At 45.6% G+C, this 14527-nt stretch carries 14 protein-coding genes and 1 rRNA gene; all 15 read right to left on the bottom strand.

What is annotated here, in order from left to right:
* Positions 1–76 (bottom strand): 16S ribosomal RNA (locus tag AC3EBE_RS09465); the annotation flags it as partial.
* A 538-nt stretch (positions 77–614) separates the two neighbouring features.
* On the bottom strand, positions 615–2099 hold the full coding sequence (lysS, locus tag AC3EBE_RS09460; protein WP_488594770.1) for a lysine--tRNA ligase: 1485 nt from the start codon (positions 2097–2099) through the stop codon (positions 615–617).
* A 223-nt stretch (positions 2100–2322) separates the two neighbouring features.
* The gene (dusB, locus tag AC3EBE_RS09455) at positions 2323–3339 is read right to left on the bottom strand and encodes a tRNA dihydrouridine synthase DusB (protein WP_488594769.1); all 1017 of its coding nucleotides are present in this window, start codon (positions 3337–3339) and stop codon (positions 2323–2325) included.
* A gap of 40 nt (positions 3340–3379) precedes the next feature.
* Positions 3380–3583 (bottom strand): helix-turn-helix domain-containing protein, encoded by a 204-nt coding sequence (locus AC3EBE_RS09450; RefSeq protein WP_488594768.1) that lies wholly within the window; start codon positions 3581–3583, stop codon positions 3380–3382.
* A complete protein-coding gene (folK, locus tag AC3EBE_RS09445; protein ID WP_488594767.1) occupies positions 3535–4062 on the bottom strand; it encodes a 2-amino-4-hydroxy-6-hydroxymethyldihydropteridine diphosphokinase in 528 nt (175 codons plus the stop codon). The genes AC3EBE_RS09450 and folK overlap by 49 nt, the downstream gene beginning before the upstream one ends.
* Before the next feature lie 2 nt (positions 4063–4064).
* Positions 4065–4424: a dihydroneopterin aldolase gene (gene folB / locus AC3EBE_RS09440; RefSeq protein WP_488594766.1), complete on the bottom strand. Its 360-nt coding sequence runs from the start codon at positions 4422–4424 to the stop codon at positions 4065–4067.
* Positions 4417–5262: a dihydropteroate synthase gene (folP, locus tag AC3EBE_RS09435; RefSeq protein WP_488594765.1), complete on the bottom strand. Its 846-nt coding sequence runs from the start codon at positions 5260–5262 to the stop codon at positions 4417–4419. The genes folB and folP overlap by 8 nt, the downstream gene beginning before the upstream one ends.
* Positions 5262–6134, bottom strand: a complete 873-nt coding sequence (gene pabC, locus AC3EBE_RS09430; protein ID WP_488594764.1) for an aminodeoxychorismate lyase — start codon at positions 6132–6134, stop codon at positions 5262–5264. Before pabC ends, folP begins: the two co-directional genes overlap by 1 nt.
* On the bottom strand, positions 6134–6727 hold the full coding sequence (gene pabA / locus AC3EBE_RS09425; protein ID WP_488594763.1) for an aminodeoxychorismate/anthranilate synthase component II: 594 nt from the start codon (positions 6725–6727) through the stop codon (positions 6134–6136). The genes pabC and pabA overlap by 1 nt, the downstream gene beginning before the upstream one ends.
* The gene (locus AC3EBE_RS09420; protein ID WP_488594777.1) at positions 6724–8160 is read right to left on the bottom strand and encodes an anthranilate synthase component I family protein; all 1437 of its coding nucleotides are present in this window, start codon (positions 8158–8160) and stop codon (positions 6724–6726) included. The genes pabA and AC3EBE_RS09420 overlap by 4 nt, the downstream gene beginning before the upstream one ends.
* Positions 8161–8355: 195 nt before the next feature.
* Positions 8356–9282: a cysteine synthase A gene (gene cysK, locus AC3EBE_RS09415; protein WP_488594762.1), complete on the bottom strand. Its 927-nt coding sequence runs from the start codon at positions 9280–9282 to the stop codon at positions 8356–8358.
* Between the two features lie 329 nt (positions 9283–9611).
* Entirely contained in the window at positions 9612–10493 is an 882-nt protein-coding gene (locus AC3EBE_RS09410; RefSeq protein WP_488594761.1) for a peptidyl-prolyl cis-trans isomerase, read from the bottom strand.
* Positions 10494–10514: 21 nt separating this feature from the next.
* Positions 10515–11393, bottom strand: coding sequence for an Hsp33 family molecular chaperone HslO (hslO, locus tag AC3EBE_RS09405; protein ID WP_488594760.1), 879 nt, complete (start codon positions 11391–11393; stop codon positions 10515–10517).
* A gap of 30 nt (positions 11394–11423) precedes the next feature.
* Positions 11424–12200 carry a type III pantothenate kinase gene (locus tag AC3EBE_RS09400; RefSeq protein ID WP_488594776.1) on the bottom strand — a complete coding sequence of 259 codons (777 nt, stop codon included), beginning with the start codon at positions 12198–12200 and terminating at the stop codon, positions 11424–11426.
* A gap of 243 nt (positions 12201–12443) precedes the next feature.
* Positions 12444–14414: an ATP-dependent zinc metalloprotease FtsH gene (gene ftsH, locus AC3EBE_RS09395; protein WP_488594759.1), complete on the bottom strand. Its 1971-nt coding sequence runs from the start codon at positions 14412–14414 to the stop codon at positions 12444–12446.
* Between the last annotated feature and the right edge of the window lie 113 nt (positions 14415–14527).

Genomic DNA, 14527 nt, shown 5'->3' with positions numbered 1-14527 from the left:
TGAAGATCCGCTCGACTTGCATGTATTAGGCACGCCGCCAGCGTTCGTCCTGAGCCAGGATCAAACTCTCCAAAAAAGAGTATGAGTTTAGCTCATAATTTAAAACGTTGGCTCATGATTTTCTATAATAGAAGTCATGATCATTTATTGTTTGTTGACGCTTGTTTGTTTAGTTTTCAAAGAGCAGTTTCTTTTTTGCTGCTCCGTTAGAAGCAACTCTTATATATTATCAGGTTAAAAACCTGATGTCAATAAGTTTTTTTATTTTCTTTGTTGCTAACTAAGTAGCTCGTAGCAACGAATATAAATATAGCATCTTTATTATCCGAAGGCAATATGTTTTTTCGCTTTTTATTCACATTAATAAAAGAAAGATAATTCATATTTATGTGTCCAAATCAACAGTCTAAAACTGCCTTTTTATAGGAAGCCTGCACTTCACCACTTATATTCATAAGGCTCTTCCTTATACAGCTGCCCTCACATTAATCCTCTCAATATTATCTCAGCATTGCCGTTAGACAATATTATCATTCTTTTCCTCATATAATTTTATAGCTGCATTAGCAAAAACAAAAAAAGCAAAGCGGACAGGACCGCTTTGCTTTCTGTTATTAACGGTGACGCATCAATGGGAATAAGAGAACATCCCTGATAGATGGTGAGTTCGTCAGAAGCATGACCAATCGGTCGATACCGATTCCCAGTCCGCCTGTTGGAGGCATTCCGTATTCCAATGCTTCAATGAAGTCCTCATCCATTTCATGCGCTTCATCGTTTCCTTGTTCTTTCTCTTTCAGCTGCGCTTCAAACCGTTCTCTCTGATCGATTGGATCGTTCAACTCGGTAAATGCATTCGCATGCTCCCTTGCAACAATGAACAATTCAAAACGGTCAGTGAAGCGAGGATCTTCATCGTTCTTTTTAGCCAGTGGAGAAATATCCACTGGGTGTCCATAGATAAATGTAGGCTGGATCAGATGCTCTTCTACCTTTTGCTCAAAGAACTCATTGACGATATGGCCATATTGCATATGTTCAGTAATTTCCACGCCGTGTTCCTTAGCAAAGGCGCGAGCTTCTTCTGTGCTCATTTGCGGCCAGAAGTCTACACCAGTGTATTCTTTGATTGCGTCAACCATATGGACTCTCTTCCACTCTGGCTTAAGATCGATTTCATGTTCACCATACTGGATTGTTGTTGTTCCAAGAACATCCTGTGCGATATGGGCAACCATATTCTCAGTAAGGGACATGATGTCACGCCAGTCAGCGTAGGCTTCATACAGTTCAAGCATTGTAAATTCAGGATTGTGACGAGTAGAAATCCCTTCGTTCCTGAATACGCGGCCGATCTCATAAACCTTCTCAAGGCCTCCGACAATCAGGCGCTTTAGGTGAAGCTCAATTGCGATACGCATATATAGCTGCATATCCAAAGCGTTATGGTGTGTAATGAATGGACGTGCAGAAGCTCCACCTGCGATCGAATGCATTAACGGAGTTTCAACTTCAAGGTAGCCTTGTCCATCCAGGTAGCGGCGCATTGATTGGATAATGCGGCTGCGGTTGATGAAGGTTGTCTTGCTGTCACTGCTTGTGATCAGGTCAAGATAACGCTGGCGGTAGCGCTGTTCTACATCCTTTAATCCATGGAATTTTTCCGGAAGCGGACGTAAAGCCTTTGAAAGGAATACAAAGTTTTCAGCTTTAATAGAAAGCTCGCCGACTTTCGTTTTAAATAAAGTGCCTTCGATTCCAACGATATCACCCAGGTCAGCTGAGTCAAATACTTCATACTGTTCTTCGCCCACTGCATCCTGGCGTACGTAAATCTGGATTTGGCCTGTAAGGTCCTGGATATGTGCAAAGCCCGCCTTACCTTTGCCGCGCTTCGTCATGATACGTCCAGCTATTTTTACCGAAACACTCTTTGCTTCGATATCTTCTTTTTCCAATTCTCCGTACTCGCTGATCAGCTGGTCCGTTAAATGAGTGCGTTCAAATCGTTTGCCGAATGGATCCAGCCCTTTTTCACGCAATGAATTCATCTTGTCTCTTCTGACTCTGAGCTGGTCATTCAATTCTTCATGACTCATGTCGCTTTCACTCCAATATATTTAAAAATTTATTATGTAATCCTTGGTTTGTTTGATGGATACTTTTATTATTTTACACAAACTATCGTGTTCAGACATTAAAAATCTCTGAATTAAGCCTTTTCTCGAAAAAAATCGGCTAATAGAATAAAAACTGCCAGCTATCCACTGGCAGTTGCGTTAATACAGGTATTATAGGAAATGTGATGGTGAATGTCAATTTTTATCCAACATGGTGAACTGTGGTCTCGTTCGCTTCAGCTTCAGCTGCTTCTGCCTCATCGGCAAAGTTTCTCAATAAGCCGACAACCTGATCTCTTGTTGTACATTCGTTGATTGCATTACGGACAGGTCCACTGCCGCGGATCCCTTTTAGGTACCAGGCAGCGTGCTTGCGCATTTCGCGCACAGCTATTTTTTCATTCTTCAAATCGATCAGGCGGTCAAGGTGAAGGATGCTTACATCGATTTTCTCACGAGCAGTTGGCTCACCCATTAGTTCTCCTGTTTCCAGATACTTGACAGTACGGTAGATCATCCACGGGTTGCCTAGTGCTGCACGGCCGATCATAACGCCGTCTGCCCCAGTCTCTTCAAGCATTCTTTTCGCATCCTGTGGTGTTTCTACATCTCCGTTGCCGATAACAGGGATTTTGACTGCCTGTTTGACGTCGCGGATGATGTCCCAGTTTGCTTTTCCTTCATACATTTGCACTCGGGTGCGGCCATGCAATGCTACAGCCTTACCGCCTGCACGTTCCACTGCCTGGGCATTCTGGATTGCGAAGATATGGTCTTCATCCCACCCCATGCGCATTTTGACTGTTACCGGCTTCTCAACCGCAGCCACTACAGCCGACACCATTTCATAGATTTTATTTGGATCAAGCAGCCACTTTGCTCCTGCATCACATTTCGTGATTTTTGGAACCGGGCAGCCCATATTGATATCAATGATATCTGCGTTTGTGTTCTTGTCTACGTATTGTGCCGCCTGTACGAGTGTTTCTTTTTCACCGCCGAAAATCTGAAGGCTAAGCGGCTTTTCGCGTTCATCTATATATAACATGTCGAGTGTCCTGTTATTCTGAAGAACAATTCCTTTGTCGCTGACCATCTCGGCGCAAACCAAGCCTGCACCGAATTCTTTGACTGTAAGGCGGAATGCTGAGTTGCAGATGCCTGCCATAGGAGCGAGGACGACCTGGTTTTTCATTTCGATATCGCCAATCTTTAGCACGGTATTCCCCCTTATAAATTTAAACCAATCTATAAAAACATCACTGCGGGCTTAATTCTTCGATGCTTACGTCCAGGAATTCAGATATTTTAAGGATCAGACTCTCGTCTGGCATCCTGTTGCCGCGTTCAATTTCACCTAAAATTGAAACGGAAACGCCAAGCTCCTTTGCAAAGCCTTCCTGGGTAAAACCCTTTAGTTTTCGATAAGCGCGAATACGTCTTCCCCATTTTTCTGCTTCCATATTCGTACTCCTTCTTTATCAGGTATACTTTGTAAACAGGATTTCAGAGGCTTATCCATAGTGGAAAGCGTGAGATTCGGGTCCATTTCCAGAAGCGGAAGAAGGACAAACGCACGTTCGCCCATCCGAGGGTGCGGTATAGTAAGCTTCTCTGTTTCAATATTTTCATGATTATAGAGCAAAATGTCAAGGTCCAGAGTTCGCGGGCCCCAGCGAATCTCCCTTTTTCTGCCAAGCTTCTCCTCGATATTAAGGCATTCAGCCAAAAGCTCGCCTGGATTCAGCTTGGTTTTCACTTGTACCGCCATATTTAAAAATTGATCCTGGTCTGTATACCCGACCGGATCAGTCTCATAAATGGATGAAGTATTTACCACCTGGATACCCTCATGGTTTTCAAGAAGCAACAGGGCTTTCTTCAAATATTCAAATCGGTCACCCATATTGGACCCCAATGCTATATATGCAAAATTCTCCACGCTTATCTGCTCCTTGTGATTTCAACTGCTACCGACTTGTAATGACCTGGAATCGGCGGGTCTGGCTTGATGACTTTTACATGGCAGGCTTGTACCAATGCAAATTGCTTTAGAATTGCACTGGCGATTCTTTCCGCTACTGCCTCTACCAATTTATATGGTTTTCCTTCAACGATTTCCCTGCAGACCTGATAAAGCTCTCCATAATTGACGGAATCCTCGAGATTGTCGCTATTCCCTGCCTTCGACAAATCCATCTCAACCGTCAAATCAACACCGAAACGCTGGCCAAGCTTTGTTTCCTCTGCAAAAACGCCGTGGTAGCCGTAAAACTCCATTTGATTGACATGAATTTTATCCACGATATTCACCCTTTCCCATTAGCGCATCCATCATTTTTGCCATGCGTGACATTTCCTTCACATCATGGATCCGAACGATCTGGCACCCGTGCTGGATTCCAAAGCATACTGTCGCCCCGGTACCTTCCGTCCTTTCGGATACAGGCAAATCGAGGACACCGCCAATCATTGATTTCTTCGATGTTCCAAGCAATACAGGATAACCCAGTGATACAAGCGTATCCAAGTTGCGCATCATCTCAAGGTTTTCCGAAAGGTCCTTGGCAAAGCCGATGCCCGGGTCCAGAATGATGTTCTCATCACTGACTCCGGCTTTTTTAGCGATTGTGATACTTTCATATAAATCATTCAGCACATCCCTGATGAAGTTTGAATAGTTCCGGTCGTTCCGGTTATGCATCAGGATGATTGGTACTCCTGATTCGGCAGCTACATCTGCGATTTCCGGATCCGCCTTCGCGCCCCATATATCATTGATGATTACAGCTCCGGCTTCGACAGCTTTTTTCGCTACCTCGGACTTATATGTATCGATGGAAATTGGAATATTGAGCTCTTTAGTGATTGCCTCAATAGCAGGCACCACACGTGAAATTTCTTCCTCATCCGAAACCCGTTCATACCCAGGCCTTGTGGACTCGCCGCCGATATCAAGAATATCCGCACCCTCCTCAATCATTTGCCTTGCGTGGGAAACAGCATTATCCACCAGGCTGTATTTGCCGCCGTCCGAAAATGAATCAGGCGTGACATTCAAGATTCCCATTATCAGGGTTTTCTTTTCATAATCCAATGTATATCGACCAGCTTTTATCAACGTCGATTGTCCTTTTTTCATTAAGCTAACCCTCCATCCAATTGCGCTCTGCTCCAAAGCGTTTCACGATACTCTGCGTAATATTTATATATAATCTTCACCAGTCCCCCTTGTTTTCCCGGATAAGACTTTCCTGAAAAATCGGAGACAGGAACGATTTCCTGAATTGAATTTGTTAAAAATAGTTCTTGGGCAGCGGCGGCTTCTTCTGGTTTGTATAATCCTTCACGTACCTCAACGCCGGCCGCGCGGGCAAGATCAATGACAAACCTGCGGGTGATGCCATTCAAAATGCCCGTGCTGATATCCGGGGTGTGGAGGACTCCCTCTCTGTACCAAAAAATATTTGAAACGATTCCTTCTGACAAATAGCCAGCTTCAGTTAGGAAGATTCCTTCTTTATTTGGGTCACTGCCAACTTCCCGCTTGGCGAGCACATTGTTCAAGTAATGGTGTGACTTAAGACGCTCCGCTCCTTCAGGAGTGTTTCGCTTTAGCTCCAGAAGCACCGCCTGCTTCTCCGCCATCCTGCCAGCAGGTGGCAGAGGCTTGGAAAAGATAATCATATTCGGTTCTGTATAGCTGTCCGTCTGCAGCCCGATTTCCCCGTTGCCTGCGGAAACATTAAAACGGATATATGCATCGCTCAAACCATTTTTATCTAAGAGGTTTTTCAATATAGGAAGAACATCTTGCCTTGTAAAAGCAGCATCGATGTTCAGCATTTCAAGTCCTTCATTCAGCCGTTCAAGGTGGTCATCCAGCAAAAAGGGATGTCCATTATAGATGCGGAAGGTTTCGAATACGCCTAATCCATATAAAAACCCATGGTCAAACGGGGAGATGACGACTTCATCTTTTTTTACAAATCGGCCATTGATATATACGTACATTACAGCTTTACTTCCAATCCAGCACTTTTATAAAACGCAATGAAGTTCTTTAACAGCTGTTTTCCTTCAGTCGTCAAAATCGATTCTGGATGGAATTGCACACCCTCTACAGGCAGGGTCTTATGGCGTACTGCCATGATTTCGCCCTCCTCTGTCCAGGCGGAAATCTCAAGGCAGTCAGGCAGTGTTTCTTTTTTTACAATCAGCGAATGGTAACGCGCAGCAGGAAATGGATTCTGGAGACCAGCAAAAATCGTTTTGCCGTCGTGGTACACCATGGATGTTTTTCCGTGCATCAGCCGCTCCGCACGGACAACGTCGCCTCCGAATACCTGGGCGATTGACTGGTGGCCAAGACAGACACCAAAAATAGGTGTTTTCCCGGCGAATTGCTTTATTGCTTCAAGGCTGATGCCGGCTTCATTCGGGCTGCACGGTCCCGGCGAGATCATCAGGAACTGGGGATTCAGCTCTTCGATTCCTCTTATGGAGGTCTGGTCATTGCGGATGACCTTCAGCTCTTCACCCATTTCACCGAGGTATTGGACGAGATTATATGTGAATGAATCGTAATTATCAATCATTAAAATCATTTCGCTTCACCCTCCGCAAGCTCCTTCGCCCGCCAAAGAGCGATGGCTTTTTTTAAGGATTCCTTGTATTCATTTGCCGGGATTGAATCAATAACAACACCCGCTCCAGCCTGGACATGGGCCATGCCATCCTTGACCAGCATCGTCCGGATGATGATATTAAGCTCCATATTGCCGTTGAATCCGATCCATCCCATTGATCCAGTATAAGGTCCGCGTCTTACCGGCTCGAGCTCCTCGATGATTTCCATCGTCCTGACCTTTGGTGCTCCTGTGATCGTGCCGCCAGGGAAAACTGCATTGATGACATTGTACCAGTCCTGCCCCTCAGCCAGTTCCCCCCTAACATTTGAAACGATATGCATGACATGGGAGTACTTCTCGATCACCATGAATTCATTGACTTCTACTGTTCCATATTTGGATACTCTTCCAAGGTCATTCCGCTCAAGGTCGACAAGCATCACGTGTTCTGCCCGTTCTTTTTCATTGCCGATCAGCTCATTGGCAAGCGCCAGGTCCTCTTCGTCTGATTTCCCCCTCGATCTCGTACCGGCAATCGGCCTTGTGCTGACCTCTAAGCCTTTTATTTTTGCTAAAAGCTCCGGGGAACCGCTGACAAGCTGAAAATCCTCAGTGTGCAAATAGCCCATGTACGGGGAGGGATTCAGGACACGCAGCTGCCTGTATACTTCCATTGCTTCGGTTTCAATCGGCTGGGACTGCCTGACTGACAGATTGACCTGGAATACATCTCCCTGTGAGATATACTGCTGGACTCTTTCCACAGCATCGATGAACTCTGACTCACTCATGGAAACCTTCAGTTCATCAGTTGCAGGTCTGTCTATTTTCTCAGCTGTTATCGGCAAATCAGCCTCCCAGCGCTCTTTCCACTCCGAAAGCCTGTCCTCCGCCTGTTTTTCCTGTCCCAATTCTGCAAGGGCCATCAGCCATAACATTTCAGTCTGATGGTCGAAAACAAACCATTCATCAAAAAGCTGGAAATAAACCTCCGGAATCCCGGAATCGTCTTTTGCAAGTTCGGGCAGCTTCTCGATATATCGCGCATAATCATAGCTGATATAGCCAATTGCTCCACCCTGAAAGTCTGGCAGTTCTTCCATTTGAGGAAGCTGGTATTCTTCCATTTGCTTTTTCATCAATTCCAGCGGGTTTCCCTCAAATTCAGTTGAAACGCCATCCTTCGTTACGGTCAATTTATGATTTTTCCCTGAAAAAACGGTCCCCGGCTGAAAGGCTGCGATACTATACCTTCCGCCCCTCCCGCTTTCAAGGATGATATGTTCATTATATGATTTGGCAAGATGGTCATATTGCTGAAAAAAACGTGCTGCTGAGTATGGCATCGTTATGCTTTGGATGTTATAGTGCGGCAAGCTCGTCACCCCTAAATTTTTCTCTTTTTCCATCATACATGATGGAGAGCCCGCTTTCATTTTTAAAATCGGAAAAAAGCAAATTCTTTCATTGGGCTGCTGGCAGGAAGTACTGCAATCTGTATTTCTGCAGTAAGGTTTATCCTTCCCTTTTATGTTTGTTTCTACCTCCTCGCCTGACAGCATAAAAAAGAGACAAGCCCCGCGGCCTGCCTCTTTTCCCATCCACTATTCTTCAAATTGGTAAAGCGGCGTGCTTAAATAGCGTTCACCGTTACTTGGAATGATGGCAAGGACCTTTTTGCCTTTGCCAAGTTTCTTCGCAGTTTCAAGTGCTGCATAAATCGCAGCGCCGGAAGAAATACCGCCAAGGACTCCCTCTTCTTTTGCAGCACGGCGGGCATATTCAAACGCCTGGTCATTCTCGACCGTGATGACTTCATCATACACCTTTGTATCAAGGACTTCCGGGACAAAACCGGCGCCGATTCCCTGGATTTTGTGTGGTCCTGGCTTTCCTCCTGATAAAACTGGTGAGTCAGAAGGCTCTACTGCAATGATTTTGATATCCTTGTATTTTTCACGCAGGACTTTACCTGCTCCTGTAATTGTTCCGCCTGTTCCAATACCCGAGATGAATGCATCAAGCTGGTCGCCCATTTGTTCAACAATTTCTGGCCCTGTTGTTTTTTCATGGACAGCAGGGTTAGCAAAATTCTCGAATTGCTGAGGCATGAAGTAGCCATGCTCCTTTGCCAATTCACCTGCTTTGCGGATTGCTCCGCCCATTCCTTCTGGTCCTGGCGTCAATACAAGATCCGCACCATATGCGCGAAGCAAATTGCGGCGCTCCATACTCATTGTCTCAGGCATGACAAGAATAGCTTTATAGCCTTTAGCCGCAGCAACCATCGCAAGCCCGATTCCAGTGTTTCCGCTGGTAGGCTCAATAATAGTGTCGCCCGACTTCAGGACTCCTTTTGCCTCCGCATCTTCGATCATCGCCAAAGCGATACGGTCCTTGACGCTGCTTCCAGGGTTCATGTATTCAAGCTTCAAATAAACATCTGCACTCTGGTCATCCACCAGTCTGTTCAATTTTACGATTGGAGTCTGGCCAACAAGCTCAGTAACTGAATTTGCAATCCGTACCATATTACTCGCCCCTTTTTTATTCCGACTATTTTAATTGGTATTTATTAAAATTTACCAGCACTTATGGCCTATGTCAATCAGTTTGCTTCGACACGGGCAAAGTTCAGCCTTCTGCCCATCCTTCTTAAACTATCCTATTTAGGGAATGACTAAACAATGCGTTTACAGGCATTTTATTAGGATTTGCTGCTGACTGGACCGCCACTTTTGATACCTTCGTGAGAATAGGATTTCAGGGGGCTCGGCAGGACCATAAACCTGGGATCAGATATCGACAAGGTTCACAAAAAGTGCAAAAAAAACACCGGCTATAAACCGGTATTTTCTTGTTATTTATTCTCGCTTTCGCCATAAAACCAGCTGACATCAGCTTCATCCCAGAATGCACGGGCTGAAACTGGAATATCCATTTGTTCCAGTGCCATCTGCCTGCGGATCTGGCTCTTCACTTCTTTATAGCCATATTTCTTGCCGTCTAGTTTTTCATGCAGATAGACAATGGCATAGCCATTCTCAAGTTTGACAGGTCCTGTCCACTGCCCAGGCTTTAGCTGCTTGGCAGCCTCTACTACTTGCGGTTCAACTCGCTCATCTTCTTCATTGATAAAGCCGATATCCCCGCCCTGGTTTGCAGAAAATTCATCGATGGAGCGCTCCATTGCAAGTGCGCCAAAACTGGAGCCATCCTTCAATTCCTTCGCAGCTTCCTTCGCTTCCTTTTCTGTTTCAACGACTATCTGGGAAAGATGGTAGGCAGCCGGTACATCAAAGAGGCTCTTATTTTCTTCATAGAAAGCTTTCATATCCTCTTCTGATACTTTGACATCCTTTGTTAAAAGCTCTTCAAGCAGAAGACTGTATTTTATCTGCTGTTTCCACTTTTCCTCGCTTTTTTGTTCATCCGGCGAGGAATACATCGCTTTGTATATATTCAGCTCACGCTCGACGGCTTTGTCAGAAACCTCGATTTTATAATCATCCGCCATTTGCCTGACGACTTCCTGATCCACCAGGTCCCTGAGTGTCTCTTCCCCATATCGTTCTTCAAGCTCAGAAAGCCACTCCTGGCGTGAGATGCTTTCCTTGCCAATCTCAGCCACGTTCTCTTTCTCGCCGCTGAGGATGGCAGGCTGGGTCAGCAGCATCACGAGCGTTATGGCATTCAAAATGGCTAACCCGGCAATGATATACCCAAGCTGCTTTTTCTCCACTTCTCTTCCCCCACTACCTGCTTATTTCGCTTCTTTCTCTATCTCTTCAAGCTCAGCTTCTGTAAAAATATATTTTTCATTGCAGAAGTGGCAATGTGCTTCTGCCTGTCCGTCTTCTTCTATCATCTCTCGGATTTCCTTAGAACCAAGGCTCACCAATGCAGTATGGAAACGTTCCTTGGAACAATTGCATTCAAATGATACCGGCATTGTTTCGAGGAACTTGACATTGTCTTTCCCGAGCAGCTCCTCCAGCAATTCTTCCGGTGAAAGCCCCTTATCGATCTGTTTAGAAACAGGAGGGATTTCCTTTAGTCTGTTTTCGATATAAGTAATCGTTTCATCGCTCGTCCCAGGCATCAATTGAATGATGAAGCCTCCAGCAGCCTTTATAGAGTTATCAGGATTAACCAGTACTCCAACTCCAACTGAAGAAGGCACCTGTTCGGATGTCACGAAATAATATGTGAAGTCGTCGCCCAGCTCACCAGATATTAAAGGCACCTGTCCGGTAAAATAATCACGCATCCCGACATCTTTTACGACAGAAAGGGTCCCGTCTGTGCCGACGCCTCTCCTTACATCAAGCTTCCCGTGCTCATTCAGATCGAAATGGACATGAGGGTTCGTTACGTAACCTCTCACTTCTCCACGGGCATTGCTATCAACAAGGATTGGGCCAAGAGGGCCGCCGCCATCAATCTTAATCGTCAATTTATTTTCACCTTTGAGCATCGCACCCATCATTAGCCCCGCAGTCATTGTACGGCCAAGTGCTGCTGACGCAACCGGCCATGTATAATGCCGGCGCTGTGCCTCCCCGACTGTCTCCGTACTTTTCACCGCATATGCTCTGATTTGCCCATCAAAGGCTAGAGCCTTCACTAAATAATCGCTCATTTTTGTACTCCCTTCATGCTGTGTTATCTATTAATTGCTCTTTTCCATATTCCGTTTATAAATCAGCTGCAGTCCCTTTAACGTTAAAAATGGATCCACAACATCGATCACCTTTGACTCCTGAGCAATCAGGTTCGCCAGGCCGCCCGTCGCAATCACCTTTGCAGGAACATCGCTTTTATCCATCATCCGTTTAACTATTCCCTCTACTTGTCCAACATATCCATACAGAATACCCGCCTGCATTGCTGACACGGTATTTTTCCCGATGACATCGTCCGGCCTGCTAATTTCAATCCTTGGAAGCTTCGCCGCCCGCGAGTAAAGAGCTTCGGTTGAAATCCCGATTCCTGGAGCAATCGCACCGCCCATGTACTGGCTGCTCTCATTGACATAGCAATAAGTAGTTGCGGTTCCAAAATCAACAATGATCAAAGGACTGCCATACTCATGGATGGCCGCAACTGCATTGACAATCCGGTCAGCTCCAACTTCCCTTGGATTTTCATATTTTATGTCAAGGCCAGTTTTAATCCCGGGACCGACAACTAGCGGCTTGATATGGAAGTACTTTTGGCACATCCGCTCAAGCGAAAACATGATCGGCGGAACAACAGAAGAAATGATGATTCCATCTATATCTGAAAATGAAAGCTGGACATGATCGAAAAGGTTTTTAATAATCATGCCGAATTCATCTTCCGTTCTGTTGCGGTTTGTCTCAATTCGCCAATGATGTTTCAACTCTTCCCGGTCATATACTCCCAGCACAATGTTTGTATTACCGACGTCAAAAACAAAAATCAAGGTATTCACCAACTTATTAGAGTTTTTCTGATTCAACACTGAAAATATCATAACATAATCACCTGAAAACCACTAAAAAAAGTAAACCGCCTCAGAATGATTTTTGATGAAGCCCCTGGCTTCTTGTCGGAGATTGGCGGAAAATCCGGCGGAGGATCCCCCCATAGCATACCGTCTGGCCCTAAGCTGAAGAATTGTTCAAAAAAACAGGTGCCCTTTCGAAAGGCACCTGTCGTCTTAAAATTATTCTTTTGGTTTTTCATCAATAGCCGGCGGATCTTCAAGAACAGAATCAATTTTCTTGTCCGTTTCTTCGATTGCTGGCAATTCATCTTTCTTTGTGTTGATCGTGACCTTCATGTCATCCTTCGCAATGCTGACACTGCGGTCAGGGAGGCGGCCATGGTCAACCAGATGCTTGATTTGTTCAGCATCAAGAGTTTCAACCTCTAACAAAGTATTCGCGATTAAATCAAGTTTCTCACGGTGCTCTGTAAGAAGGTTCTTGGCTCTTGCATAGCATTCTTTAATGATTGTTTGGATTTCGACATCGATTTCATAAGCAATCTTGTCTGAGTAGTTTTGCTCATTGTTGAAGTCACGTCCAAGGAATACCTGGCCCTGAGCCTGGCCGAATTGCAGCGGTCCAAGCTTATCGCTCATACCGAATTCGGTCACCATTCTTCTTGCGATGCCTGTTGCACGCTGGAAGTCGTTATGGGCACCCGTGCTAACCTCACCGAAGACGATTTCTTCAGCAACCCGGCCGCCTAGCAATCCAGTGATTTTATCAAGAAGCTCTGGCTTTGTCATGAAGTAGCGATCTTCCTTAGGCAGCATGACAGCATAGCCGCCAGCCTGTCCGCGAGGGACAATCGTAACCTTATGCACCATTTCGGCTTCATCAAGGACAACCCCGATGACCGTATGGCCAGCTTCGTGGAATGCGACGATATTTCTTTCTTTTTGTGAAATGACACGGCTCTTCTTCGCTGGGCCGGCAATTACGCGGTCCGTTGCTTCATCAAGATCAAGCATGTCGATTTTCTTTTTATTCCTGCGGGCTGCGACAAGAGCAGCTTCATTAAGCAGGTTTTCAAGGTCCGCACCAGAAAAGCCTGGTGTACGGGCAGCAATATTCTTAAGGTTTACAGATTCATCAAGCGGCTTGTTTCGTGCGTGTACCTTCAGAACTGCTTCACGGCCGGTAACATCCGGACGGTCAACTGTGATCTGGCGGTCAAAACGTCCTGGACGCAGCAATGCTGGGTCAAGGATATCTGGTCGGTTCGTTGCAGCAACGATGATGATTCCTTCATTCGCGCCGAAGCCGTCCATCTCAACAAGAAGCTGGTTCAGCGTCTGCTCACGCTCATCGTGGCCTCCGCCAAGTCCAGCGCCACGCTGGCGGCCGACTGCGTCGATTTCATCGATGAAAATGATACATGGAGCATTCTTTTTCGCTGTTTCAAACAAATCACGGACACGCGATGCACCGACACCGACGAACATTTCGACAAAGTCGGAACCGCTGATTGAGAAGAATGGTACGCCCGCTTCCCCTGCAACAGCACGTGCAAGCAATGTTTTACCTGTACCTGGAGGTCCTACTAATAGAACACCCTTTGGAATGCGCGCACCGAGTTCAGCAAATTTGCGAGGGTCCTTAAGGAACTCAACAACCTCGACAAGCTCTTGCTTCTCTTCATCTGCACCCGCAACGTCCTTAAAGCGGACTTTTTTCTTCTCTTCATTGTAGAGCTTCGCTTTGCTCTTGCCAAAGTTCATGACACGGCTTCCGCCGCCCTGTGCCTGGTTCAATAAGAAGAAGAACAGGATAAAGATGATAATGAACGGAATAATTGATGTAAAGAACGTCACCCATCCGCTTGTTTCCTTGGCTGGCTGGATTTCAACGTCTGCCTGTGCAGCCGTTTCTTCAATGCGATTCAGGGTATCAGGGTTGTTCCATACATACGTAATGAACCCTTTCCCTTCCTCTTGGCCTTTGAGCTTTCCTCTTACCTCATACACACCCCGTTCAGGCTGAAGCGTCAATTTCCCTTCAACATTTCCTGCCTGGAGCTCCTGTATGAATTTATCGTAAGTGATTTGTTCAGTCGGCTCGTTATTGCCATTAAAGAAGCTAACTACCCCAATAATGACTAAAAATATCAATAAATAAAAGATGGTATTACGGAAGATCCGATTCATCCCTTACCTCCTCCCACGGTAGACAAACTATATTAAATAGTATCATAGTAAATCTTGCTAATTCAAGAAATTAACATTCAGAATATTTCGTTGTCAACCCTGATGATTTTCTG

Source organism: Mesobacillus sp. (genome assembly GCF_057785455.1).
Note: the sequence above shows the minus strand (reverse complement) of the source record. Positions and strands in the feature narration are given on the sequence as shown.